We start from the raw sequence: 22,615 nt of genomic DNA, 5'->3' as shown, positions 1-22,615 counted from the left end.
TGGAGTTTTCATGGAATTGCGTCATCTGCGTTACTTCATCGCCGTCGCCGAAGAACTGCACTTCGGCCGCGCCGCACAGGTACTGGGCATCTCTCAACCACCGCTGAGCCAGCAGATTCAGGCGCTGGAACAGGAAGTCGGCGCACGATTGTTCGAGCGTACCAATCGTCGGGTCGAGCTCAGCGAAGCCGGTCGCCTGTTTCTGCAAGAGGCGCGATTGGCGCTGGCGCAGGTCGACAAAGCGGCGGATGTCGCACGGCGGGCGCAACTCGGCGAACTGGGCGAACTGAAAATCGGCTTCACATCGTCGGCGCCGTTCAACTCGACCATTCCCCAGGCGATTTTCTCGTTTCGCCAGCGCTTCCCGGCGGTGCATTTGAATCTGCGGGAGATGAGCAGTACCCAGGTGGCGGATGCACTGGTGGACGAGTCGATCGAAGTCGGGATCATGCGCCCGCTCGGATTGCCGGATTCCCTCAGCGTGGTGGAGCTGATGCGCGAGCCGCTGGTCGCGGTGCTTAGTTCCAAGCACCCGTTGGTGAAGAACAGTGAGGCGGGATTATTCCTGTCAGCCCTGGCCCTGGAACCATTCGTATTTTTTCCTCGCAGTTACGGCAGCGGTTTGTATGCGCAGTTGCTCAGCCTGGCCCGGGACGCAGGCTTCAGCCCGCACTTCGCTCAGGAAGCGGGCGAGGCGATGACCATCATCGGGTTGGTGGCGGCGGGGTTGGGCGTGTCGGTGTTGCCGGCGTCTTACCAGCGGATGCGCATTGATGGCGTGGTCTACCGGCCGCTGCTCGATCCTGCGGCGGTTTCGGCCGTGTGGCTGGTGCAGCGCAAGGATCAGAAATCGCCGATGGCCAAGGCGTTTGTGGAGTTGTTGACGCGCAAGGTTGAGCCGCTGAAAGCGTGACTGCTGCGCAGTCAATCGCGAGCAGGCTCACTCCCACAGGGGTTTGCGGTTTGAACAAGATTGTTGTTCCACCACCGATCCACTGTAGGAGCGAGCCTGCTCGCGATGGGCTAAAGAACGCCGCGGTTTTTCAGGCAGCCCGCGCCTACAAGATCAGAAGCTTCGCCACTGTTTGTGGGACTTTTCTGAAGTGCTTCCGGCAGGCTACAGCTCCTTGCGGCATTGCCTACAACTAACCCAGAATCCGCCGGCTTGTGCGCTTGGAGGGGCATCGCTAACTTGAATCGGGTCACTGATTGTCAGTGATCGGGTTTAGTAGCCCGTATCGAAGTAAAGCGCATTTGCGCTCCTGATAGGCAGGTATGTGTCCATACCTGCCCTTGACGGTAGCTGTGCGCAGGGCACCTTCGGGTGCGCCGGTTTGCGCTTCGTCCGGTCTACTAACCTGCGTACGGCTGCCACCCTTCTTTCAGGAAGCTGAATCATGACCCATACGCCAAACCCAGATGCGCCCTGCCACACCAGCCCGATCTTCCTCATCGCCCCCGACATCGACAACCACACCCTGCTGGAATACGCCTGCGTATCCCTGGCTTCGGCGAAGGTCATGGCGAGTGATTTCGCCAGAGATTTGAACGGGCCGCAGGGGCATGCATTGTTGGGGATTCAGCAGTCGATCATGCTCGGAGAGCTGGCGGTGAATCGGGTGCTGGATAATCTAGATCCACCGTAAGTCCTTGTAGGAGCGAGCTTGCTCGCGAAAAACGTCCGGGCAACGCGTTCATGCAGGCAACCCGCGTTACCGTTGACGTCCATCGTCGGAACGCCGCCCGGAGCTAGCTCGCTCCTACATTACGATTACGACCAGCGCTTAAAGATCAGCGATGTATTCACCCCGCCAAACGCGAAGTTGTTGTTCATCACGTACTGATTGCTCATCTGCCGAAACTCGCCGCGCAGGTAGTCGAGCTTGCCGCAATGCGGGTCGACTTCGTCGAGGTTGAAGGTGTGGGCGTAGAGGTCGCGGTTCATCATTTCGATGCTGAACCAGGACTCCAGCGCGCCGCAGGCGCCGAGGGTGTGGCCGAGGAAGCTTTTCTGCGAACTGATCGGCATGTGCTCGCCGAACAGGCTGCTGGTCGCCAGTGTTTCGGCAACGTCGCCTTGTTCGGTCGCGGTGCCGTGGCCGTTGACGTAACCGATGTCTGACGGCTGCAAGCCGGCGTCTTCCAGCGCCAGTTCCATCGCCCGGCGCATGGTGACCTGCTCGGGACGGGTGGTGTGCTGGCCGTCGGCGTTGCTGCCGAAACCGACGAGTTCGGCATGGATGCGAGCGCCGCGCGCCAGGGCGTGCTCGAGTTCTTCGAGGACCAGCATGCCGCCGCCTTCGCCGATCACCAGGCCATCGCGGCCCTTGTCATACGGGCGCGGGGTGGTTTGCGGTGCGTCGTTTTTCAGGCTGGTGGCGTAGAGCGCGTCGAAGACCATGGCCTCGGTCGGGCACAGTTCTTCGGCACCGCCAGCGAGCATCAAGGGCAAGCGGCCGAACTTGATGGCTTCGTAGGCATAGCCAATGCCCTGGCTGCCGCTGGTGCAGGCGCTGGAAGTCGGGATCAGCCGGCCCGTCAGGCCGAAGAAAATGCTGATATTCGCCGCCGTGGTGTGGGGCATCATGCGCACGTAGGAGTTGGCGTTCAGGCCTTCGGCGACCGAGTTGAGCAGCATGTTGCCGAATGCCTTGATCTCGTCGGTGCTGCCGGTCGATGAGCCGCACGCAACACCCATGCGCCCGTCCTTGATCGACGGATCACCCAACAAACCAGCGTCGGCCAAAGCCTGCTCCGCCGCACCAACGGCCAGGCGCGAAACCCGCCCCATGCTGCGCAGTTGCTTGCGGGTCCAGTGGCTCGGCACTTTGAAATCATCGATGGGCCCGGCCAGGCGCGTGTTGAGTTCGGTAAAACGATCCCACTCGTCCATCCGGCGGATGCCGCTGCGGTTGGCTGCGAAGTTGCCGGCGATGGTTGCCCAATCGCTGCCAAGTGAAGTGATGCCGGCCATGCCGGTGACGACGACGCGCTTCATCAGCACAGGCCTCCGTTGACGGCCAGAACCTGCCGGGTGATGTACGACGCTTCCGCCGACATCAGGAAATTCACCGCGCCAGCCACCTCTTCCGGGGTGCCCATGCGTTGTGCGGGGATCATTTTCATCAGTTCTTCCACCGGCACGTTTTCGTCGAGCATGGCTGTGTCGATCAGGCCGGGTGCGACACAGTTGACGGTAATTTTGCGCTTGCCCAACTCGATGGCCAGCGCCTTCGCGGCGCCAATCAAACCGGCCTTGGAAGCGCTGTAATTAACCTGGCCACGGTTCCCGATCAAACCGGAAACCGAAGTGATGCACACAATTCGCCCCGCTGCGCGCCGACGAATCATCGGCATCATCACCGGATGCAGCACGTTGTAGAAACCGTCGAGGTTGGTGCGCATCACGACATCCCAATCATCCTCGCTCAGGGCCGGAAAAGCACCGTCACGCGTCAGGCCGGCGTTCAACACCACGCCGTAATAGGCGCCGTGTGCTTCCACGTCGGCTTCGAGAATGGCTTTGCAGCTGGCGCGGTCGGAAACGTCGAATTGCAGGACGCGCGCGTTGCGGCCCAAGGCTTCGACCTCGGCCTTCACCGCGACGGCCTCCGCCAGACCGCTGCGGCAATGCAGCACGATGTCATGCCCGGCCTGGGCCAGGCGCAACGCGATGGCGCGACCGATGCCGCGGCTGGAACCGGTGACCAGTACGGATTCAGTCATGACTGGACTCCTTCGGGTTCATGAAGATATTGAGCAGCCTGAGGCGGACGGAACACGTTCAGACGAGCGGTCGCGTGAATGCCGGGGGCGTTGATGTGGCATTCGAACACGCCCATGCCGTTGTCGTCTTCCAGCGAGCGCGTGCCGTGGATGGTCAGCTCGGTGCCGGCGGGGAAATGCTCGACGTTGCATTCGAATTTGCGGCTGCCGAGCAGGAAGCCCAGCTCCACGGCATCGCCCCGTTGGCGCGCATGGCAGCCGGCGAATGCAGCGACACTCTGGGCCATCAGTTCGATACCGACCCAGGCCGGCAGGCTGCCGTCGGGGCGGCTGAACAGGCCATCGGGCCTGACGGTGAGGCGGGTGTGAATTTGCTCTTCATCGAACGACAGGATCTGTTCGATGAGGATCATGTCGCCAGCGTGGGGCAGCAACTCGGCGAGCGGCCAGTCAATCATGGTGCGTCTCCGATAATCAGGCTGACGTTGTTGCCACCGAAGGCAAAGGAATTGCTCATCAGGTAGCGAGGTGCAATGGACGCCAGACGATCGGCCGGGGTCACCCATTTCAAGGCGGGCAACTCGGGATCTGGTTGCCCGTCCCAGACGTGGGGCGGTAACGCATGGTCTTGATTGTCGGCGCTCAGGCTCAACCAGCAGAACGCCGCTTCGAGCGCGCCGGCGGCGCCGAGGGTGTGGCCGGTCATCGGCTTGGTCGACGAGCACGGCACGCCTTGGGTAAACAGCGTGTCGACGGCCAGGCTTTCCATGGCGTCGTTGTGTTGCGTGGCCGTGCCGTGCAAATTCAGGTAGCTGATCTGCCCGGGTTGCAGCTGCGCGCGGCTCAACGCCTTGCGCATCGCTTGCAAGGCTCCTCGGCCGGTCGGTTCCGGCGCGGAAATATGGTGCGCATCCGAGCTGGCGCCGCTGCCCAGCAGGGCAATGGACTGGCCGTCATTGGCTTTTTTGCTCATCAGGAACAGCGCCGCCGCTTCGCCGATGTTGATGCCGTTGCGGTTCAACGAGAACGGGTTGCAGCGGTCTTGCGAGACGGCTTCCAGCGCCGAGAAGCCGTTGAGGGTCAGTTTGCACAGGCTGTCGACCCCACCGCACAGCACGGCATCGCACACACCCAGGTTCAGCAGGCGCTGGGCACTCATCAACGCCCGGGCGCTGGAGGTGCACGCGGTGGAAATCACGTAGGCCGGGCCGCTCAATTGCAGCCAGTCGGCGAGAAAGTTCGCCGGTGCGCCGAGTTCTTGCTGCTCGTAGTTGTACTCGGCAGGGAACTCACCTTCGCGGATGTAATGAGCCAGCCCGCGACTGGCTTCATCGATGCCCGACGTGCTCGTGCCCAATACCACGCCGATGCGGTCGCGGCCGTAAGTCGCAATGGCCTGATCGATGTCGTTGCGAATCTGCAGCGCGGCTTCCAGCAACAATTGATTATTGCGACTGCCTTGTTCTTTCAGTTCTGCTGGAATCGGCGCCAACTCACCCTGGACTGCGGCCACCGGCAGCGACCGTTCAGCCACCCAGCCCGCTTCGCTGCGCAGGCCGGAGCAATCGCCGGCAAACAGGTTGCGTGCGACTTCGTGCTTGTCACGGCCCAGGGCGCAGATCACCCCGAGGGCATTGAGGTAGGCCGTCATGGTGCGTCCCCGCTCAGTGGCGTGACCTGGTATTTCGGACCTTTGGGCAGATTCAATTCAAAGCTCAACGGTTGTGAATAACGGACATCCCAGTGCGTTGGCAAGGAGCGCTGCGCGCCATGTTGCCAGGCCTCGGGATAGTTGCCCGGCAACTCGTCCTTCGGCGTCATTGCAAACAGCAGCGCCGCGAACAGCTCCCGGGCCTCGGGATTCGGTGGCAGCAAGCCGTCGGCCTGCCAGTGGCCATCGATGAGTTTCTGGCGAGCCTGAGGAATGCCCAGCAGATCCATCATCGACCAGCGAATGGCCGGGCCTTCACGCTGGATCACCAGCACCCAGTCCAGGCGCTGATCCGCTTGCAGGCGCTGAATGTGCAATTGCAGCGGCAGTGCCAGCGTCGGGGTTTGCGCCGGCAGCGGCGCCTGGCTGGCGCAGGCGCTCAGCAGCAGGGCGCAGCCCAGCAGCAACAATCGCAAAATGTTTGCAGTCCTTGTGGGAGCGAGCCTGCTCGCGATGGCGTCGTCACCTCCTGCACTTTTGCTGACTGACACACCGCCATCGCGAGCAGGCTCGCTTCCACAGGTTCGAATTGCACTTTGCATTACGCGGCACCTTCAAACGGTTTGCGCGCCACCACGTTGACCAGGGTTTCTTCCCGCTGGCCAAAGGGTTTTGGCTGGCGCAGGCCCATGCGTTCGAGCAGGCCGAAATCCTTGGCGCGGCTCCACCACAGGTAGGGATAAGACACATTCTGCGGCCCGAATTCAAAACCCTGCCGACGAATCATCTCCAGGTACCCGGCGGCACTCTTTTGCACGTGCATCGGGTGGCGGAACAACCAGCGAATCACCCACGTATCAATGTAAGCCTCGGTGGATTCGGCGAACAGCAGATAACCGCCCGGCTTGAGCACGCGGAAGAACTCGGCCAAGGCCTTTTCCTGCTCTACCAGATGATGGAAGGTCTGGTGACAGAACAACAAATCGACACTGGCATCCGGCACGGCCAGGGTGGCGCAGTCGCTACCGATCAACTCCACGTCCATGCCTTGGCGCGCGGATTCTTCAGCGCTCATGTCCAGGCTGTGCGGGTCGGCGTCGACCCCGATCAAGCGCTGCGGCGCGAAGGTCTGGCGCAGGTACTGGAACGATTTGCCCTGGCCACACCCCGCATCCAGCAACACCGGATGGCTGGGCAACGGCTCGCTGAACAGGCCTCGCAGGTCATCAATCGCCACGCGAAGCACGTGGTGCTGCCAGGTGCGGCTGCGCAGGAACCACAAGCCGAAACGGGTTTCTTCGACGTAGTTGTCGCTCAGGTAGCTCATAGGGCCGTCCTTGCACAGAGTTCCGACAGCATCCGCAGCCGGCGTTTGGGTTCGGCGACGAACGGATTGCGTTCGTCCCAGGCATAACCGGCGAGGATCGAACTGATCATGCGACGGATGTCCGGTGAGCTGTCCGGGTGGTAAATCACGTCCTGAAACGTCCCGGCGTACCAGCCTTCGACGTAGCAACGGAAGGTGTCGACGCCACGCTTGAGCGGCTCGGCGAACTCGGTTTGCCAGTCGACGCGTTCGCCTTGCAACTGGCGGTGCAGCACGGCGGCGGCCATGCTCGCGGAACGCATGGCGATGGTCACGCCGGAAGAGAACACCGGGTCGAGAAATTCCGCCGCGTTACCCAGCAACGCAAAACCCGGTCCGTGCAGGGTTTTGACGTTTGCCGAATAGCCGCCGATGGTTCGCGCTGGCGTGTCCCACACAGCGTTGTTCAGTACGCCGGACAGGCTTGGAGTGTCCGCGATGAAACCGCGCAGGCAGTCGTCGAGATTGTCGCTGCGCCCTTCGAAGTGTTCGGCGGCTGCGACCACTCCCACCGAACAGCGGCCATTGCTGAACGGGATGGTCCAGAACCAGATATCGCGCTGGGTCGGATGGGTGGTGACGAGGATCTTCGTGCGGTCGAAACTCGGGTTGTCGATGTGGTCTTCGACGTGCGTGAACACCGCCTGACGCAGCGGAAAATTCGACGGCGCTTCAAGGTCCAGCAAGCGCGGCAGAACCCGGCCATAACCGCTGGCATCGAGCATGAAATCCGCTTCGATGCGGTATTCGCTGCCGTCCTCGCGGAGCACGCCGAGTTGCGGCTTCGCCAGGTCGACATCGACGCTGACGATGGTTTCGCCGTAGCGGACGTCCACACCTTGCAGGGCGGCCTGATCCGCCAGCAGCTTGTCGAAATCGGCACGCTGGACCTGGAACGTGGTCGGCTTGCCCTGGCTGAACGTATCGCCGAAATCGAACGCGCTGTAGTGCTCGCCCCACGCGAATGCGGCGCCGGTTTTCAGCTGGAAACCGGCGGCATTCACCGCTTCCAGCATGCCGGCTTCTTCGACGAAATCCAGGCAGTGCGCCAACAGGCTTTCACCGATGGAAAACCGTGGGAAATGCTGGCGCTCGATCATCAGCACGTCGTGACCCTTGCGCTTGAGCAGCGCGGCGGCGATGGCGCCCGAGGGCCCCGCGCCGATGATGACGACCTGGCGACGTTCCATTTCAACGGTTGGCATGGGGGCTCCTTGCCGGGACGGCAGCTTTCAGGGGGATGCGGTGCATGCCGGCCAGTGCCGGCAGCAGTGTCGCGATCAGGCCCATCAGCATCAGCGCAAAGTACAGCGCCGGGCTGATGAGTTGTTGTTGCAGCAGCAGGTTGAGAAACACGATCTCACTCAAGCCGCGAATGTTCAGCAAGACACTTTCGCGCCAGCGACTGGCGCCTTCAAACGAAGCACCGGCCCAACCCAGGCCCAGCCAGTTGCCCAGCAGCTTGCTGGCAATCGGCAACAGCAACAGGGCGCCGAGTTGCACTCCGCTGAGGCTGTCCATGGCGCTATGGACGTTGATCTGCACGATCCCGAACGTGAGGATCAGCGGGATGGCTATGTAAGTCTGCAAACGACTCATCCAGATGGCCGGCAACGGCAGCACCAGCGGCGCTTTCAGCGCGGCCATGATCAGCACATAACCAATGCCGAAAATCAGCGCGTTGAGTTTGTAGTGTTCGGCGACGACCAGCAGGGCGAAGAAACACAGGCTGTAGAGCCACGTTTGCCGCAAGCCGAGCAACCGCAGCAGCACGGGCAGACAGGCGCCCGCCAATGGCAGCAGCAGGCTGCTCAGGTGCAAGGTCCCTTGGGCGATGGCGAACAGCGTCCAGCAGGTGAGATCGATGAGGATCGCAGTCTGAACCAGTCGCCGGGTGGCGGCGTGCGGGTAATTGATGTGCCGCAAGTACAGGTACAACACCGGAATCGCCGTGATGGCGAACAGCAAACCGACGGCCAGCGAACTGAGCCATGGCTGTGGCGGCAACAGCCAGATCGCCGTGACCAGGCCGCAGGTGAACGGAATGCAGAAACTCGGCAGGGCGATTTTCAGGCTCTGGCGGTCGAGTTTCAGGTCAATCACATCGCTGAGGATGTAGCCGAGCAGCAGGGCGAAACTCAAGCTGTAGAGGTTTTTCAGCCAGATCGGCGACACCAGCGTCACACCGCTCAATTGCCAACCGGGCTCGATCCAGAAATACATCAACAACGGCAAACCGACCGTCGCCAGCAGCAACTGGCTGACAATCGGAATCAAACCGAAATGACGACCCACGCCAGTGGCCACGGCGAACAACGCCAGGGCCATGGCCCAAAACAGCAGGATCATCATGCGGCCTGCTCCGCCACAGGCACCGGGTGGACGCGTCGTCCGGCCCACGGCGCGAGCATGAAGCTGAAGGCCAGGCCCAGGCTCACCGACAACCCGAAGTTGCTCACGGCCGGCGTACTCGACACCGCCAGCAAGCCGAACGACAGCCAGGTGGTCAGCGCCGCCAACAAGGTGCCCAGCAGGCTCACGGCGGCGCCACCCAACTGTTCGCGCATGAGGATCGCGTAGTCGACGCTGATCGCCGTCACCAGCAGCAGGCCGAACAGGCTGAACAGGGTCAGCGGTTGGCCGAGCCAGCCGAGACTTGCCAGGCTGCACAGCGCGGCGAGCAACGGCAGGGCAACGATGCGCAAGGCGCCGCCGAGGCCGAACGGCAGGATCAGCACCAGCACGATCAGCACGCAGGAGGCGAGTTTCAATTCAGCGGCGCTGATCTGGGTCGCGGCAAACACCGTGTTCAATTCACCCAGACGATCGACCAGTTCCACGCCCGGCAAATCCAGTGCCTGAACTTGCAGCAGCGCAGGATTGTTCAGGCCTTGCAGGCTGACCATCGCGGCCACGCCGTCCTCGGTCGGGCCCAGCCACAACGGGCGATAGGGTTCCGCCAAGGGGCCGGCCAGCGCCGCGTCGATGTCCTCGACTGGCAGCGCCTGGAGCTTCGCCAGTTCGGTTTGCAGCGCCTCGACCGGCACGCCGACCTCGAGCAGCGGTTGCCAGAAGCCTGGTAGTTTGCTCAGCGCGTCACGCACCTGGCGTTGTTCGCTGGGTTGGCTGAGCAGTTGATTCAGCGACAGGTAGCCCTGGAGTTTGTCCAGGCTGACCAACTGATCCAGGCGTTCGCTCAACGCACTCTGGCGCTCCAGCAATTCCTGCTGGTTGCTCGCCCGTACCAGGAAAAACTGGCTGGTGGGCTGAAAGCCGGTGATGCGCGCGATGGTCCGGGCTTCGTCGGTCAGCTGTTGCGGTGTGCCGATCCACTGGCGGATGTCGTTCTTGCTGTCGAGCTGCAGCAGACCGCCGGCACAGAAGGCGATCAGCAGGGCCAACAGCGTCGGAGTGCCCACGTATTTGAGCAGCGTTTCACGCAGATTCACCAGGCACTCGCAGACGCGCAGCGGCCACTGCGCAGGACGCAAATCCGCGCCCTTGAGCAACGCCGGCAGCAGGCACACGGCGGACAGGTAGGCGCCGAGCAGGCCGGCCGCAGAGAACACGGCAATCTGGGTCAGCGCCGGGAACGGCGTCCAGGCCAGGGCCAGGTAACCGATGCAACTGGTGATCAGGCTCAGCGTCAGGCCCGGCAATGTCAGGCGCAGCGCCGGCCAACTGTGCCAGGGTTTCAGGCTCCAGCTCTTGGACAAATAATGCAGCGGGTAATCGACCGCGACGCCGATCAGGCTGGAGCCGAGCACCAGGGTCATCACATGCATACGGCCGAACAGCGCCACGCAAGCCACTGCGCCAAACAGCATGCCCACCAGCACCGGGACAAACGCCAGCAATACCCGCAAACGGCGGAAGGCCAGCAACAGCAGCAACAGAATCCCGAGGGTGGCACCGCCACCGACCCAGATGATTTCCCGCGTGGCTTGTTTCTGCCCGTTGGCCGCGTACAGCAAACCGCTGGCGGCCAGCAGTTGCACGTCTGCCCTGGCCGCCTCTTCGCGGCTGTGCTGGAGCAAATCTGCCACTTGCATCGGCAGGTTCATGTCGAAGGCGTTGCCGGTCGTTCGGGCCCGCAACAACACCCAGCTCTTGCCATCCGCATCGGCGACCAATGCGCCGCTGCCGATGTCCAGTTGTACCGAACCGTGTTGTGGCTGGCTGTTCTGGATTCGCCCGGTCAGGCCGAGCCAGTCCTCCTGGCTCGGCACCAGGCTGAAACCGGTGAAGGGGTCGAACAGGGCTTGCACCCGTTGCTGGATAAACGCGTCGGGGTGTTCGATCAGTTGTTGCCGGTCGGCCGCCGACAGCATCGCCAGCCGGCCTTGGAGTAATTGGGTACGCAGCGCTGGCAGGTCGGCCTGCAAGGTCCACTGGACCTTTTCGAACAAGCCGCTGGCCTGCCACTGCTCGCCCAGTTTTTGCGCCATGGTCACGGCTTGCTGACGATCGGTGTGGCCGACCAACACCAGCATTTCGCGGTTCAACGGTTCTTGCATGCGCTGTTCAGCGCGCAGTTCCAGCGCGTCCGGCGCCGTGCCGGGCACCAGTTCCATGAGGTTGGCCGACAGCGGCGCGCCATCACGCCATTGCCAACCGGCGAGCGCGAGCACCGCCAGCAGCAGGATCAGGAACAGCCGTGGAAGACTCCGTTCACTCGGCAAAGTCATGTTGCTCCGGGTCGCTCAACGGTTGTGCGCTGGTGCTGTCCTGCATTCGCAACAAGGTGCTGTCACCCTGGGTTTCCAGCAGCTCGATGGTTTGCACCAACTCGCCACCGGTGATGTTGATTTGATTGAACACCTGCTTCAGCAGCAGCGAACGCGGGACCAGGGTCAGCTTCCAGTTCTGGGCATCGCCGCTCAGCGACAGTTCGAAGTCCCGTTGCAGCCCGCTGCTGTCGCCCTGGAGCACGGCCAGAAACAAGCGGTTCTGCTCAGCGCCGGCGCTTTTGCCAGGCAGCATCTGCCAGCCGTTGGCATCACGCCGGGTAATGCCTTGGGTCGTGATGCGGTAATCCTGTTTCAGCGGGGTTTTCAGCAACCACAGCAGGCCGTGGTTTTTGGCGAGCACGAACGTGCCCTTGCTGGTCAGCGGCTGGGGCAGGGCGCGCAGGTGTTTTTCCTGGATGAAATTGCCGTGGATCACATCGGGTTTGGCCAACTGATCGCTGAGCTGTTGCAGATCGAATGCCTGCGCCAACCCCGGAATCCCCAGCAACACACAGAACACTGTAGGAGCGAGCTTGCTCGCGAAAAACCTGAGAACGCCGCGGGGTGTCAGGTGCCCAGTGTCATTGTTTGCGACCATCGCGAGCGAGCTCGCTCCTACAGGGGAGCGGGGGTGGCGGAAAATCATGGCAGGGCCCTCTCGACCGCATCAGTGAAGACCTTCGGCGAGGCCAACTGCATCTCGCGGTTGCTCATGTCGACCGCGACCTGAACCGAGCAGGCGCGGGTCAACCGTTCGCCGGTTTCCAGATCGCTGATCAGGTAACTGATTTTCAGACGATTCTCCCATTCCACCAGATTGGCCCGCACATTCAGCTTCTGCCCGAACACCGCGCCGCGCACGTAACGCAGCTGCAAGTCGATCACCGGCCAGGCGTAACCCGACTCGACCATCGCCGTGTAGTTGTGGCCGATCTTGTCCAGCAGCGCGCAGCGGGCCACTTCCAGGTATTTGATGTAGTGGCCGTGCCAGACGACGTTCATGGTGTCGACGTCAAAGAACGGCACGAGGATTTCCGTATCGGTGTGAAGCACTCCCTTGCTACGCATGCAGCCTCCAGTGTTGCTCGGCGATACGGGACAGGCACAGGCGCAATTCGCCTTCCAGCGCGCGGTCTTCGATGACCGGCGGGAAGTCCTTGGCCAGCTCGATGTGCATGGCGGCGAGGGCGGGCGGCAACGGGCGCGCGTCTTCGGCTTTGCTGCGCAGCCAGACGCCCTGGTTAGCGGCAAGCAAGGTCGCGGCGGCGACCTGCTCAGTCAGCTCCAACACGCGGATCGCATCGCGGGCGGCGATGGTGCCCATGCTCACCTTGTCCTGGTTGTGGCATTCGGTGGAGCGCGAGAACACGCTGGCCGGCATGGTGTTTTTCAGCGCTTCGGCGGTCCAGGCGCTGGTGCCGATCTGCACCGCCTTGAAGCCGTGATTGAGCATCGAGCGATCAGCGCTGGCGCCAGACAAATTGCTCGGCAAGCCGTGGTTGTAACGCTCGTCCACCAGCAATGCCAGTTGCCGGTCCAGCAGGTCGGCCACGTTGGCCACCAGGTTTTTCAGGCTGTCCATGGCGAAGGCAATGTGGCCGCCGTAGAAGTGCCCGCCGTGCAGCACGCGCTCGGCTTCGGCGTCGATGATCGGGTTGTCGTTGGCGCTGTTGAGTTCGATCTCGATGAACGAGCGCAGCCAGTTCAGGCTGTCGGCCAGCACGCCGAGCACGTGCGGCGCGCAACGCAGGGAATAGCGATCCTGCAGGCGATGCAGCGGAGCAGTCGGGGCGTCGATGGCCAGGTCCTTGCGCAGCCACGCGGCGACTTGCATCTGCCCTGGGTGCGGTTTGGCGGCGAACAGGCGCTCGTCGAAGTGTTCCGGGTTGCCCTGCAACGCGACCACGTTCAGCGCGGTGATGCGGGTGGCCAGTTGCAGCAGGTAATCGGCGCGGGCGTAGGCCAGGCAGGCGAGGCCGGTCATCACGGCGGTGCCGTTCATCAGTGCCAGGGCTTCCTTGGGACGCAGCACCAACGGCTGCCAACCGAGCTCGCGGTGCACATCGGCGGCCTGGCGGCGTTCGCCACGGAACATCACTTCGCGCTCGCCGGACAAGGTCGCCGCCACGTAAGACAGCGGCGTCAGATCGCCGCTGGCGCCCACCGAACCTTCTTCCGGAATCAACGGCAGAATGTCGTGTTCGAGGAACGCTTGCAGGCGTTCCAGCAGTTCCACGCGCACCCCGGACACGCCGTGGCACAACGACTGCAAACGCGCCGCCAACACGGCGCGGGTGGCCTGGGCGTCCAGCAGTTTGCCCAGGCCGCAACCGTGAAAGGTGTATAGATGACGGGGCAGCGCCTCGACGTGATGCAGCGGCACCGCGACCACGCACGAGTCGCCATAACCGGTGGTCACGCCGTAGATCACGCCTTCCTTGTCCAGCAGCGAGTCGAGGAAACGCGCGCCCTTGGCGATGCGCTCGCGGTAAGCGGGGTCGCTCTGCAATTGCGTCGGCACCTGACGGTTGGCCAGGGCCAGCACGTCTTCGATGCGCAAAGGGAGTTCGCCGAAGGTTACCGGCTCAAGCGTTGGCGTCGTCATCGGTCTTCCAGAAAGGGTAAAAGTTGAACCATTGTTGAGGCGCTTCGAGGCAATAGTGACCCAAGCGTTCAGCGTAGCGGGAGGCCCACTGATGAATGACCTGCTCGCGGTCGCTGCGTTTCCAGGTGATGGCGTCGGCGAACGGTTCAATGGTCAGTCGATAGTCACCGTCGGGCTTTTTCAGGCACAGCAGCAGATTGATCGGGCATTTCAGCAGGCCGGCCAGCAGCCACGGGCCTTGCGGGAATTTTGCCGGGTGACCGAGGAAATCCACGGTCACGCTGCGCCCGCCATGCAGCGGCACACGGTCGCCGGCAATCGCCAGCCACTCGCCGCGCTCCAGGCGTTCGTGCAGTTGCAGCATGATCACCGGGTCCAGCTCGCTGACTTGAATCAGACGCAGGTTGGTCGCGCCGGCTTCGCCGAGCAAGCGGTTGAACTGCTCGGCGTGCTTGGTGTGCACCAGCACGTTCATCGTGACCTTTTCACCGATCTCCGCCAGCGCGCGGCAGACTTCAAGGTTGCCCAGGTGCGCACCCACCAGCATTTGCCCGCGCGTGCCGCGCAGTTGATTGCGTAGCAGCGCCGGGTCGATGATTTCGATCTGCTCGATGCTCAGCTTGCCGTTCCACACATCCAGCTTGTCGAGCATGGAATCGGCGAAGGCCATGAACTGACCGAACACCCGCCACTGGGTCGGGCGCAATTCGCTGCGGCCACTCCAGTCGGCGAGGCGCTGTTGATATTGCCAGGCGCTCAGGCGGGCGCGGCGACCGAACAGGAAAAAGTACAGAACGATGCCGTACAGAATCGGGCTTAGCAGCCGGCGACCGAGGACCTTGGCGCCGAACGCGGTGAGTTTCATCAGCCAGAAGCTGCCGCGCTCCTGGCGGTCGGCCCAGTGTTCCTTGTCTGCGTTGATGCTCATGCCCGCCACCGTCGCCAGAGAATCACCGGAGCCCGCAGCAACATGCCGAAGAACAGCCGGGTGTGCATGCTCGAAATCAGCACGTTGTCGTGGAACATCCGGAAGTGCGAGACACCATCCAGCGGGTAATGAACCTTGGTGGGCAGCCACTGCATCGGCATGTTGCGCCAGGCCAGGCGCACCAGAATGTCCGAGTCGAAATCCATGCGTTTGCCCACCTTGGCCGAGTCGATCAGCGCCAGGGTCGGGGGTAATGGATAAACGCGGAAGCCACACATGGAATCGCGAATCTGCAACGAAAGGGTGTTGATCCACACCATGACATGCGTCAGATAGCGGGCGTACAAACGACCTTTCGGCACACTGTCGTCGTATTGCGGATAGCCGCAAATCACCGCTCGTGGGTGGGCGCGGGATTGCTCAATGAAAGTCGCGACGTCTTGCAGGTCGTGCTGGCCGTCGGCGTCCACCTGCAGGGCATGGCTGAACCCCAGGCGGTAGGCTTCGCGCAAACCGGTCATGACCGCGCCGCCCTTGCCCTGATTGGTGTCCAGCCGGATCAGATTGACCATTTCGCGTCGGGCCAGTTGGTCGAGCACCCTGGCGCACGCGGGGCTGCTGGCGTCGTCCACCAAAATGCACGGCAGGCCGCAGGCGATCAGCGCATCGACCACGGTGGTGATCGCGGTTTCGTGGTTATAGACGGGGACGATGGCGCAGGGGTTATGCATGATCTGAAACCTCAGCAAAGCCCTTGTGGCGAGGGATCTTGCTCCCGCTGGGTTGCGAAGCGGCCCCAAAACCATTCGGCGCCGATTTCATGGCGAGTGCTTCGCACTCGAACGGGAGCAAGCTCCCTCGCCACAATAGGGTTCCACTCCAAAGGTCACGCATCGACTGTCGCCTCCAGCAAAACCCGCCCGCTGGAGCAGGTGGCGGTCTCGTTGCGATAGGCGAAGTACAACTTGCTGCGCACCGGATCGAAACGCAGGTGCAGCTGGATTTCATCGCCCGGACGCACCAGTTGCTGGAACTTCAGCACTTCCATGCCGGCGAATGTCGGCGGCAGGTTCATCAATTGCTGACCGAGGTTCAGCGCCCAGTCCACCTGGACCACACCGGGTAATACCGGGGTCTGTGGGAAATGGCCGCTGAAGTAGGCAAGGTCGGGCGGCACCGCCAGTTGCAGGCTCCACTCGCCGTCGACTTCAACCTGTTCCAGCACCTGCGGCGCTTTGGGGCGGGGCGCCAGCAACAACGCTTCGACTTCAGCCTGGGGCAGTTTGCCTTGGGCATTCAGCGGCAGTTGCCGCAACAGGCGCCAGCGTCGTGGCAGGGCCAGGGCCTCGCAATGCTGGCTCAGGTGCTGACGCAATGCCTCGGTGAGGGAGCGTCGGCCCTGATTGCGCAAGGCATGCAGGCCTGACTCGCTCAACACCAGCAGGGCGCCCAGCGACGCGCGGTTTTCCTGGACCACCCCAAGGCGCGCTTCGGCGACCCAGTCGTGGTCCATCAACGCCTTTTCCAGCATCGGCAGTGAAATACGTTTCTCTTCCAGTTTGACGATCCGGTCCAGCCGCCCAAGCAGTTCGAAGCGGCCATCGGCGGTGATTCGCGCTGCATCGGCGGTGTGTTCGATGTGGCCCGGCGGCAAGTACGGCGAGGCGATCAGCAGTGCGCCGTCGCTGTCCTGACTCAACGTGACGTCGGCAAACGGCTGCCAGAGTTCGTGACCCTGACGCCAGGCAATGCCGCCGGTTTCCGAGCTGCCGAGAATTTCCGTCGGCCATTGTTGCAGGCGCTCGTGCAGGCTTTTTGCGGCCTCGGCTGGCAGGGCGCCGCCGGAGGAAAACACCCGCCGCACCGCGCTCAGGGCCGGCCAGTCGAGGTTGTCGCCCATGCGTTTGAGCAGCGCCGGGCTGGCGACCCAGGCAAATGCCGGGTGTTCGCGGCTGGCGCGCTGCAAGTCTTCGGGGAAGGCCAGTTGCTTGCGCACGAACGAGCGCCCGGCGCACAACGGCCACAGCACCCGAAACAGCAGGCCATAAATGTGTTGAGTGGCGACGCTGCCGATCAGGCAGGCCTCGCCCAGGTCCGCGCCCCAGAGTTGTTCCAGCGCTTCGACTTCATTGGCCAATTGCCGCAGGGTTTTGTCAATCCGCTTGGGTTCGCCACTGGAGCCGGACGTGCACAGGCTGAGCTGGCAGCGGTCCAGGTCCAGCGCGGCGGCGCTCAGAGGCGCGTGCCGAAAATCGCTCAAGTGCGCGTCGTCCGCCTGATCGGTCAGCCACAGGTCGACGTCGCGGGCCCAGCGCTGGCGAGTCTGGGCCTGCAGATCGGAAGGCAGCAGCACGCTGACCCCGGCACGCCAGGCGCCGAGCAGCGCAATCGCCAGGTCGGCAGCGTCTTCCAGGTGCAGGGCAATGCGCCGCACGCCCTGGACTTGCAGGCCGGCCGCCAGGCTCAAGGCCTGTTCGCACAGTTGCGCGTGATTCAGCGCTGGTTCGGCCGTCACGGCGCGCTCCGGTTGAGCCTTGAGCAACAATTGCTCAAGTTTTATCCAATTCATGGGTGGCCTCGTACCCGTTGTCGTATCAGCCATTCAATGGCAAACATCAGGCCGATCAATCCATAGGAGATCAGGCCGGTGTACAACATCCACCAACTCAGCGGCGCCCACAGTGTCAGGACGGCCGCGCACAAACCGTTGCAGAGAAAAAACACGCTCCAGGCCATGGTGACCCGGCGGGTATAGCGAATGGCCTTGGCCGGCAAGTGCGGTTCGCGCAGGCGGGCCAGGCGTTCGACCATCGGTGGACCGTACCTCAAGCTCAGCCCGAACAACGCCAGCATGAATCCGCTGATCAATACCGGGTACCAGCGCAGCAGGGCCGGGCTGTCGAACACGGCAAGCAACAGGCAAAACATGATGGCGACGGTGGCCATCCACCGGCTGCCCGGTCGCCGCACGCCCGTGAGCGCGCGGGCCAGCCACAGACTGCCCAGCAACAGACCGAACTGCCACGGAGCGAAATGTTCCATGCCGAAATACACCGCGAAGGGGTACAGCAGGCCTGCCAGCAGCAGGCCAAGGCCAATCAGTCGGCTCATGCGGCCGGTTGAACCAGTCGATAGACCGCCTCGACCACGTCGCTGACAGTGCGCACCGATTTGAATTCTTCGGCGGCGATCTTCTTGCCAGTCTGGCGTTTGATGTGATCGATCAGGTCGACCGCGTCGATGCTGTCGATTTCCAGGTCCTGGTACAGGTTGGATTCGAGGCTCACGCGCTCGGGCTCCAGCTCGAAGAGTTCGACCAGAGCATCGCGCAGGGTGTTGTAAATGTCGTCACGAGTTTGCATGGTCCGGTCTCAAGCTGCCTGTTTTGCGGTGACGAACGCCGCAAGGCTCGCCACGTTGCTGAAGTGATTGCGGGTGTCCTTGGCGTCGGCGTCGATTTTGATGCCGTACTTTTTCTGGATCGCCAGGCCGAGTTCCAGTGCGTCAACCGAGTCCAGGCCCAGGCCTTCGCCAAACAGCGTCTGGTTATCGCCGATGTCTTCGGCATTGATGTCTTCAAGGCCGAGGGCGTCGATGATCAGCAGTTTTATCTCACGGTGCAGATCGCTCATCTTCGGCGAGCTCCTTAATAAAGTAGTGATGCAGGTAATCATTGAGCTTGCGCGAGGCTTGAGGTGCGGGGCCTTGCGCAGCGAAAGTCTGTGGGTCTATATCGGCCCCGACACGGAAACTGAAGTGAACGCGACGATTCGGGATCCGATACCAGGGTTCGGCTTTGGTGAGCGTGGTCGGGCTGACCTTGATGATCACCGGGGTGAGGATTTTCGCACCCCGCAGCGCAATCGCTGCAGCCCCCCGATGAAAGGCCGGCGGCTGGCCGGGCTGGGTGCGCGTGCCTTCGGGAAAAATGATCAGGGTCTGGCCGCTTTTCAGCGCATCGGCTGCGGCGTCGAGCATGTCCATGCTGCCGTCGTTGCTGATGTAGTCGGTGCGGCGCAGCGGGCCACGGGTAAAAGGGTTTTGCCAAAGGCTTTGCTTGACCACGCAATTGGCGTGGCGCACCAGCCCGATCAGGAACACCACATCAATCAGCGACGGGTGATTGGCGATGATCATCTGACCCGGGCGACCGAGTTTCTCCGCGCCCTGAATGTCGTAGGTCAGCACCCCGGTGCGGGCCATGAACCGGACAAAAAACCAGAACAGCCGAGCGACCGTATGCCGTGCCCGCTGCCGATGTGTCTGGGCATCGCCCGGCAGGCAACTGAGCAGCGGGAACACCAGCAATCGCAGGCACAGCCCTCCCAGCCCGAAGAGGGTGAAACTTGCGGCAGTCGCCAGCAGACGCCAGTAATAGGCGTCGCGGTGTTTAGCAGTTACGGGTTGCGTTGCCAGGTCCATACACGATTTTTCCAGGCATGTTGGCAGGTAGTCTGCTGGCCGAGCAAAGCACGCACCAGGTTCAGGGCGTGGGGCCAGTGGCTGTTGGACAACTCATCCGACGCACTGTTCAGGGACAACTGCCAGTCGTTGCCGGGGGTCAGCAACAGGCCAACTGCGTAGGGGAACGGCACATCGTCAATCCAGGTCGAGTAGGCCTCGGGGGGGTGCTCTTCGGTGACCACCAGCAGCACGGCGGGCGCGCCTTCCTCAAGCAGCGCCGCGGCCTCTAGCATGCCGTGTTCAAGGCCATCGCCGGCGGCGGCGAGGGCCGTCATTTCGCTGGTTTCACCGCGCATGATCGACCACAGGCCGATAATCGCGTTATGCACCGACAGGCTGAACTGGGTTGGCGACAACGGCTGATCGGTGGCCAGATCGCTGAGAATGTCGAACGTGCGCGGGGTTTCCCCGTGGCGCGAAATAAAGACCAGCGGTAGGTCCTGTCGACCATCGGCCAAGGGCCAGCCAACGCTGAACGCCATTCGCGCCAGACGGCTGAGGCGCCGGCGCTGCATGGCCGGCAGGAACGACACGTCGGGGGCGGCATCGCTGCTGGCAAGCACGACCGGTTGTCGGCTCCAGGCCTGCCAATCGTCCACGCTTTCGAGCCCAGGGGCCCAAGCGCGCCATTGGGCGATGTTGAAGTTGATCACAGACATTCATCCCGCCCCTGCGGGCTTCCTTGACGCGAAGAGTCGTAAACGGCGACAGACCTTACGTGGCGGTTAACGCCGAGTGGCGCGCATTATCCCGTTGCATTGGGCGTGTAGCAAATACTGGTTACATTTTGCTCACTATAAATGTACCGGCTGGTTCGCGAGAAGCTGTCGCATGGCCAGCATCGAAAACGTGAGGGTAGTGCTAGCGAAGCCGAGCGGTAGACCACTACACTCGGTCATTCTTTGATACATGGAGTGTTTGACATGCGGCGCGTGGTCTTCAATCAGAAAGGTGGTGTAGGCAAGTCCAGTATTGCCTGCAATTTGGCAGCGGTCAGCGCCAGCGAGGGTTATCGCACCTTATTGGTGGACCTGGACGCTCAAGCCAACTCCACGCAATACCTGACGGGGCTCACCGGTGACGACATCCCGATGGGGATCGCCGATTTTTTCAAGCAGACCCTGTCTTCCGGGCCGTTCTCCAAGAAAAACCAGGTCGATATCTACGAAACGCCGTTCGACAACCTCCATGTCATCACCGCCACCGCCGAGCTGGCCGACCTGCAGCCCAAGCTCGAGGCGAAACACAAGATCAACAAACTGCGCAAATTGCTCGATGAACTGGCGGAAGATTACGACCGGATCTATCTGGATACGCCGCCAGCATTGAACTTCTATGCGGTATCGGCGTTGATTGCCGCTGATCGTGTGTTGATTCCCTTCGATTGCGACAGCTTCTCCCGCCAGGCGCTCTATGGCCTGCTGGCAGAAATCGAAGAATTGAAGGAAGACCACAACGAAGGGCTGGAAGTCGAAGGCATTGTGGTCAACCAGTTCCAGGCCCGCGCCAGCCTGCCCCAGCAAATGCTCGACGAACTGATCGCAGAAGGGCTTCCGGTCCTGCCGGTGTACCTGGGCAGCTCGGTGCGCATGCGCGAATCCCATCAGGCCAATACGCCGCTGATCCACCTCGATCCACGGCACAAACTGACCCAACAATTCGTCGACCTGCATAACCTGCTGGAAAACGCCTAGCAGAGTCACCGCGAATCAATTGTAGGAGCGAGCCTGCTCGCGATAGCAGTGGGACAGTCAATGTAGATGTGACTGACACACCGCTATCGCGAGCAGGCTCGCTCCTACATTGCTTTTGTGGTGGCTCAAATACCCTGGCTACGCAACCAGCTCATCAACTGCGGCAACGGGAAAGCCCCGCTCTGGCGCGCCACTTCCCGGCCGTTCTTGAACAGAATCAAGCTCGGAATCGAGCGAATCCCCAGCTGCGCCGACAACTGCTGGTTCGCCTCGCTGTCCAGCTTGGCCAGCCTGCATTTCCCCGCCAGCTGGCCGGCTGCCTGCTCAAACACCGGCGCAAACGACTTGCACGGCCCGCACCAGTCCGCCCATACGTCCACCAGCAGTGGCAGATCGCCCTTGATCTGGCTGGCGTAATCGCCTTGTTTCAATTCGAACGGCTTGCTCAGCAAGACCTCAGCCTTGCAACGACCGCATTTCGGATGGTCGGCAAGGCGCTCGGCGGGGATGCGGTTCAGGCCATTGCAGTGGGGGCAGGGGATGAGGAGTGGGTCGGTCATGGATGCGGTCCTGTTGAGAAGCCAATCACCTCTATTTGGAGACGTTTGCTCATATTTTCAATCGTTCGATCAAGCGCAGCGAATCTACGCTGGGAGAGTGCCGACGCGCCATTTGTCGGCCTGGTGATATCGCAACTTGCGATATCGGCTCCCTATGGTTAACTCATCCATAGCAAAATGCGATAAGGACATTGCATGCGCGTTTTTTCAGAAAAACGAATTCGGGATTCGAAAGAGAAATGGCCCCATGCGGCGACGGCGCTTGATCACTGGTATCGACTGGTAAAGCGAAACAGCCCTTGCGATTTTTCGGCAATGAAATCGCTGTTTGCTGCGACCGATAAGGTTGGGGAGTTACACGTCTTCGATATCGGTGGAAACAAGCTGCGCTTGATTGCCTATGTCAGGTATCAGCATCAGAAGCTTTACATCAAGCATGTGCTGGATCATCGCGAATATGACCGAGGAAAATGGAAGGAGGGAAGAGAATGAGTGTGCTGATCAAACAGGCAGTTGAGCACTGGGAGTTTGTATCGCCATTGCTGCGCAAGCCGAAAAACGAAGACGACTATGACAGGCTGGTGCTGGCGCTCGATGAGCTGCTTGAAATGACCGGCGATGACGAGTCGCACCCACTGATGAGCCTTGTCGACATCATCGGCGACTGGATTGAGGAATGGGATCACACACATCACCCCATGGCCGAAGCCAGCGGCGTCGACGTCCTCAGCTACCTGATGCGCGAACATGGACTGACCCAGAGTGACCTGCCCGGCGTCGGCACCCAGTCCGTGGTATCCGAGATCCTGAGCGGCAAGCGTCAGCTCAACCTGCGGCAGATCCGTTGGTTGGCCGAGCGCTTCGGTACCTCAGTAGAGACCTTTATCTGAC

The 22,615-nt window shown here is 61.9% G+C and carries 26 protein-coding genes; 5 read left to right on the top strand and 21 right to left on the bottom strand.

From position 1 onward, the window contains the following. Window positions 1-10: 10 nt before the first annotated feature. Window positions 11-913: a LysR family transcriptional regulator gene (locus EJA72_RS08245; protein WP_157711002.1), complete on the top strand. Its 903-nt coding sequence runs from the start codon at window positions 11-13 to the stop codon at window positions 911-913. Window positions 914-1,397: 484 nt separating this feature from the next. Then, on the top strand, window positions 1,398-1,646 hold the full coding sequence (locus EJA72_RS08240) for a DUF6124 family protein (RefSeq protein ID WP_157711001.1): 249 nt from the start codon (window positions 1,398-1,400) through the stop codon (window positions 1,644-1,646). Between the two features lie 125 nt (window positions 1,647-1,771). Here EJA72_RS08240 and EJA72_RS08235 read toward each other — a convergent pair whose 3' ends face one another. The 20 genes from EJA72_RS08235 to EJA72_RS08140 form a co-directional block, all read right to left on the bottom strand. Continuing rightward, window positions 1,772-2,998, bottom strand: coding sequence for a beta-ketoacyl-ACP synthase (locus tag EJA72_RS08235; protein WP_157711000.1), 1,227 nt, complete (start codon window positions 2,996-2,998; stop codon window positions 1,772-1,774). Beyond that, window positions 2,998-3,726: a 3-oxoacyl-ACP reductase FabG gene (fabG, locus tag EJA72_RS08230; protein ID WP_157710999.1), complete on the bottom strand. Its 729-nt coding sequence runs from the start codon at window positions 3,724-3,726 to the stop codon at window positions 2,998-3,000. The genes EJA72_RS08235 and fabG overlap by 1 nt, the downstream gene beginning before the upstream one ends. After that, window positions 3,723-4,184: a hotdog family protein gene (locus EJA72_RS08225; RefSeq protein ID WP_157710998.1), complete on the bottom strand. Its 462-nt coding sequence runs from the start codon at window positions 4,182-4,184 to the stop codon at window positions 3,723-3,725. Before EJA72_RS08225 ends, fabG begins: the two co-directional genes overlap by 4 nt. Next, window positions 4,181-5,377, bottom strand: coding sequence for a beta-ketoacyl-[acyl-carrier-protein] synthase family protein (locus EJA72_RS08220; RefSeq protein ID WP_157710997.1), 1,197 nt, complete (start codon window positions 5,375-5,377; stop codon window positions 4,181-4,183). The genes EJA72_RS08225 and EJA72_RS08220 overlap by 4 nt, the downstream gene beginning before the upstream one ends. Continuing rightward, window positions 5,374-5,979 (bottom strand): hypothetical protein, encoded by a 606-nt coding sequence (locus EJA72_RS08215; protein WP_157710996.1) that lies wholly within the window; start codon window positions 5,977-5,979, stop codon window positions 5,374-5,376. The genes EJA72_RS08220 and EJA72_RS08215 overlap by 4 nt, the downstream gene beginning before the upstream one ends. Next, complete coding sequence (locus tag EJA72_RS08210) at window positions 5,979-6,704, bottom strand: class I SAM-dependent methyltransferase (RefSeq protein WP_157710995.1); 726 nt, start codon at window positions 6,702-6,704, stop codon at window positions 5,979-5,981. The genes EJA72_RS08215 and EJA72_RS08210 overlap by 1 nt, the downstream gene beginning before the upstream one ends. Beyond that, the gene (locus EJA72_RS08205; protein ID WP_157710994.1) at window positions 6,701-7,948 is read right to left on the bottom strand and encodes an NAD(P)/FAD-dependent oxidoreductase; all 1,248 of its coding nucleotides are present in this window, start codon (window positions 7,946-7,948) and stop codon (window positions 6,701-6,703) included. Before EJA72_RS08205 ends, EJA72_RS08210 begins: the two co-directional genes overlap by 4 nt. After that, window positions 7,935-9,095 carry a sodium:proton antiporter gene (locus EJA72_RS08200; RefSeq protein ID WP_157710993.1) on the bottom strand — a complete coding sequence of 387 codons (1,161 nt, stop codon included), beginning with the start codon at window positions 9,093-9,095 and terminating at the stop codon, window positions 7,935-7,937. The genes EJA72_RS08205 and EJA72_RS08200 overlap by 14 nt, the downstream gene beginning before the upstream one ends. After that, window positions 9,092-11,431: an MMPL family transporter gene (locus tag EJA72_RS08195; RefSeq protein ID WP_157710992.1), complete on the bottom strand. Its 2,340-nt coding sequence runs from the start codon at window positions 11,429-11,431 to the stop codon at window positions 9,092-9,094. The genes EJA72_RS08200 and EJA72_RS08195 overlap by 4 nt, the downstream gene beginning before the upstream one ends. After that, window positions 11,415-12,119, bottom strand: coding sequence for an outer membrane lipoprotein carrier protein LolA (locus EJA72_RS08190; protein WP_157710991.1), 705 nt, complete (start codon window positions 12,117-12,119; stop codon window positions 11,415-11,417). The genes EJA72_RS08195 and EJA72_RS08190 overlap by 17 nt, the downstream gene beginning before the upstream one ends. Continuing rightward, window positions 12,116-12,541, bottom strand: a complete 426-nt coding sequence (locus EJA72_RS08185; RefSeq protein ID WP_157710990.1) for a thioesterase family protein — start codon at window positions 12,539-12,541, stop codon at window positions 12,116-12,118. Before EJA72_RS08185 ends, EJA72_RS08190 begins: the two co-directional genes overlap by 4 nt. Next, entirely contained in the window at window positions 12,534-14,078 is a 1,545-nt protein-coding gene (hutH, locus tag EJA72_RS08180) for a histidine ammonia-lyase (RefSeq protein WP_157710989.1), read from the bottom strand. The genes EJA72_RS08185 and hutH overlap by 8 nt, the downstream gene beginning before the upstream one ends. Further along, window positions 14,059-15,006, bottom strand: a complete 948-nt coding sequence (locus EJA72_RS08175) for a glycosyl transferase (protein ID WP_157710988.1) — start codon at window positions 15,004-15,006, stop codon at window positions 14,059-14,061. The genes hutH and EJA72_RS08175 overlap by 20 nt, the downstream gene beginning before the upstream one ends. After that, window positions 15,003-15,737 (bottom strand): glycosyltransferase family 2 protein, encoded by a 735-nt coding sequence (locus EJA72_RS08170; protein ID WP_157710987.1) that lies wholly within the window; start codon window positions 15,735-15,737, stop codon window positions 15,003-15,005. The genes EJA72_RS08175 and EJA72_RS08170 overlap by 4 nt, the downstream gene beginning before the upstream one ends. Window positions 15,738-15,892: 155 nt before the next feature. Further along, window positions 15,893-17,575: an acyl-CoA synthetase family protein gene (locus EJA72_RS08165; RefSeq protein ID WP_157710986.1), complete on the bottom strand. Its 1,683-nt coding sequence runs from the start codon at window positions 17,573-17,575 to the stop codon at window positions 15,893-15,895. Further along, the gene (locus tag EJA72_RS08160; protein WP_157710985.1) at window positions 17,572-18,117 is read right to left on the bottom strand and encodes a hypothetical protein; all 546 of its coding nucleotides are present in this window, start codon (window positions 18,115-18,117) and stop codon (window positions 17,572-17,574) included. The genes EJA72_RS08165 and EJA72_RS08160 overlap by 4 nt, the downstream gene beginning before the upstream one ends. Continuing rightward, on the bottom strand, window positions 18,114-18,368 hold the full coding sequence (locus EJA72_RS08155; protein ID WP_157710984.1) for an acyl carrier protein: 255 nt from the start codon (window positions 18,366-18,368) through the stop codon (window positions 18,114-18,116). Before EJA72_RS08155 ends, EJA72_RS08160 begins: the two co-directional genes overlap by 4 nt. Window positions 18,369-18,377: 9 nt before the next feature. Continuing rightward, a complete protein-coding gene (locus tag EJA72_RS08150) occupies window positions 18,378-18,638 on the bottom strand; it encodes a phosphopantetheine-binding protein (RefSeq protein WP_157710983.1) in 261 nt (86 codons plus the stop codon). Further along, window positions 18,619-19,428 carry a 1-acyl-sn-glycerol-3-phosphate acyltransferase gene (locus EJA72_RS08145; protein WP_157710982.1) on the bottom strand — a complete coding sequence of 270 codons (810 nt, stop codon included), beginning with the start codon at window positions 19,426-19,428 and terminating at the stop codon, window positions 18,619-18,621. The genes EJA72_RS08150 and EJA72_RS08145 overlap by 20 nt, the downstream gene beginning before the upstream one ends. Then, window positions 19,404-20,129 carry a beta-ketoacyl synthase chain length factor gene (locus EJA72_RS08140; RefSeq protein ID WP_157710981.1) on the bottom strand — a complete coding sequence of 242 codons (726 nt, stop codon included), beginning with the start codon at window positions 20,127-20,129 and terminating at the stop codon, window positions 19,404-19,406. The genes EJA72_RS08145 and EJA72_RS08140 overlap by 25 nt, the downstream gene beginning before the upstream one ends. Before the next feature lie 264 nt (window positions 20,130-20,393). Here EJA72_RS08140 and EJA72_RS08135 point away from each other — a divergent pair, with 264 nt between their 5' ends. Next, window positions 20,394-21,164: a ParA family protein gene (locus EJA72_RS08135; RefSeq protein ID WP_157710980.1), complete on the top strand. Its 771-nt coding sequence runs from the start codon at window positions 20,394-20,396 to the stop codon at window positions 21,162-21,164. 125 nt (window positions 21,165-21,289) lie between these two features. Here EJA72_RS08135 and trxC read toward each other — a convergent pair whose 3' ends face one another. Next, window positions 21,290-21,724: a thioredoxin TrxC gene (trxC, locus tag EJA72_RS08130; RefSeq protein WP_157710979.1), complete on the bottom strand. Its 435-nt coding sequence runs from the start codon at window positions 21,722-21,724 to the stop codon at window positions 21,290-21,292. Window positions 21,725-21,919: 195 nt separating this feature from the next. Here trxC and EJA72_RS08125 point away from each other — a divergent pair, with 195 nt between their 5' ends. Together EJA72_RS08125 and EJA72_RS08120 are read left to right on the top strand one after the other, a co-directional pair. Next, on the top strand, window positions 21,920-22,216 hold the full coding sequence (locus EJA72_RS08125) for a type II toxin-antitoxin system HigB family toxin (RefSeq protein ID WP_157710978.1): 297 nt from the start codon (window positions 21,920-21,922) through the stop codon (window positions 22,214-22,216). Continuing rightward, on the top strand, window positions 22,213-22,614 hold the full coding sequence (locus EJA72_RS08120) for a type II toxin-antitoxin system HigA family antitoxin (RefSeq protein WP_157710977.1): 402 nt from the start codon (window positions 22,213-22,215) through the stop codon (window positions 22,612-22,614). Before EJA72_RS08125 ends, EJA72_RS08120 begins: the two co-directional genes overlap by 4 nt. The last annotated feature ends 1 nt before the right edge of the window (window position 22,615 follow it).

Origin of the sequence: Pseudomonas sp. PB120 (genome assembly GCF_009761815.1) — a bacterium.
Lineage (GTDB): Bacteria > Pseudomonadota > Gammaproteobacteria > Pseudomonadales > Pseudomonadaceae > Aquipseudomonas.
Note: the sequence above shows the minus strand (reverse complement) of the source record. Positions and strands in the feature narration are given on the sequence as shown.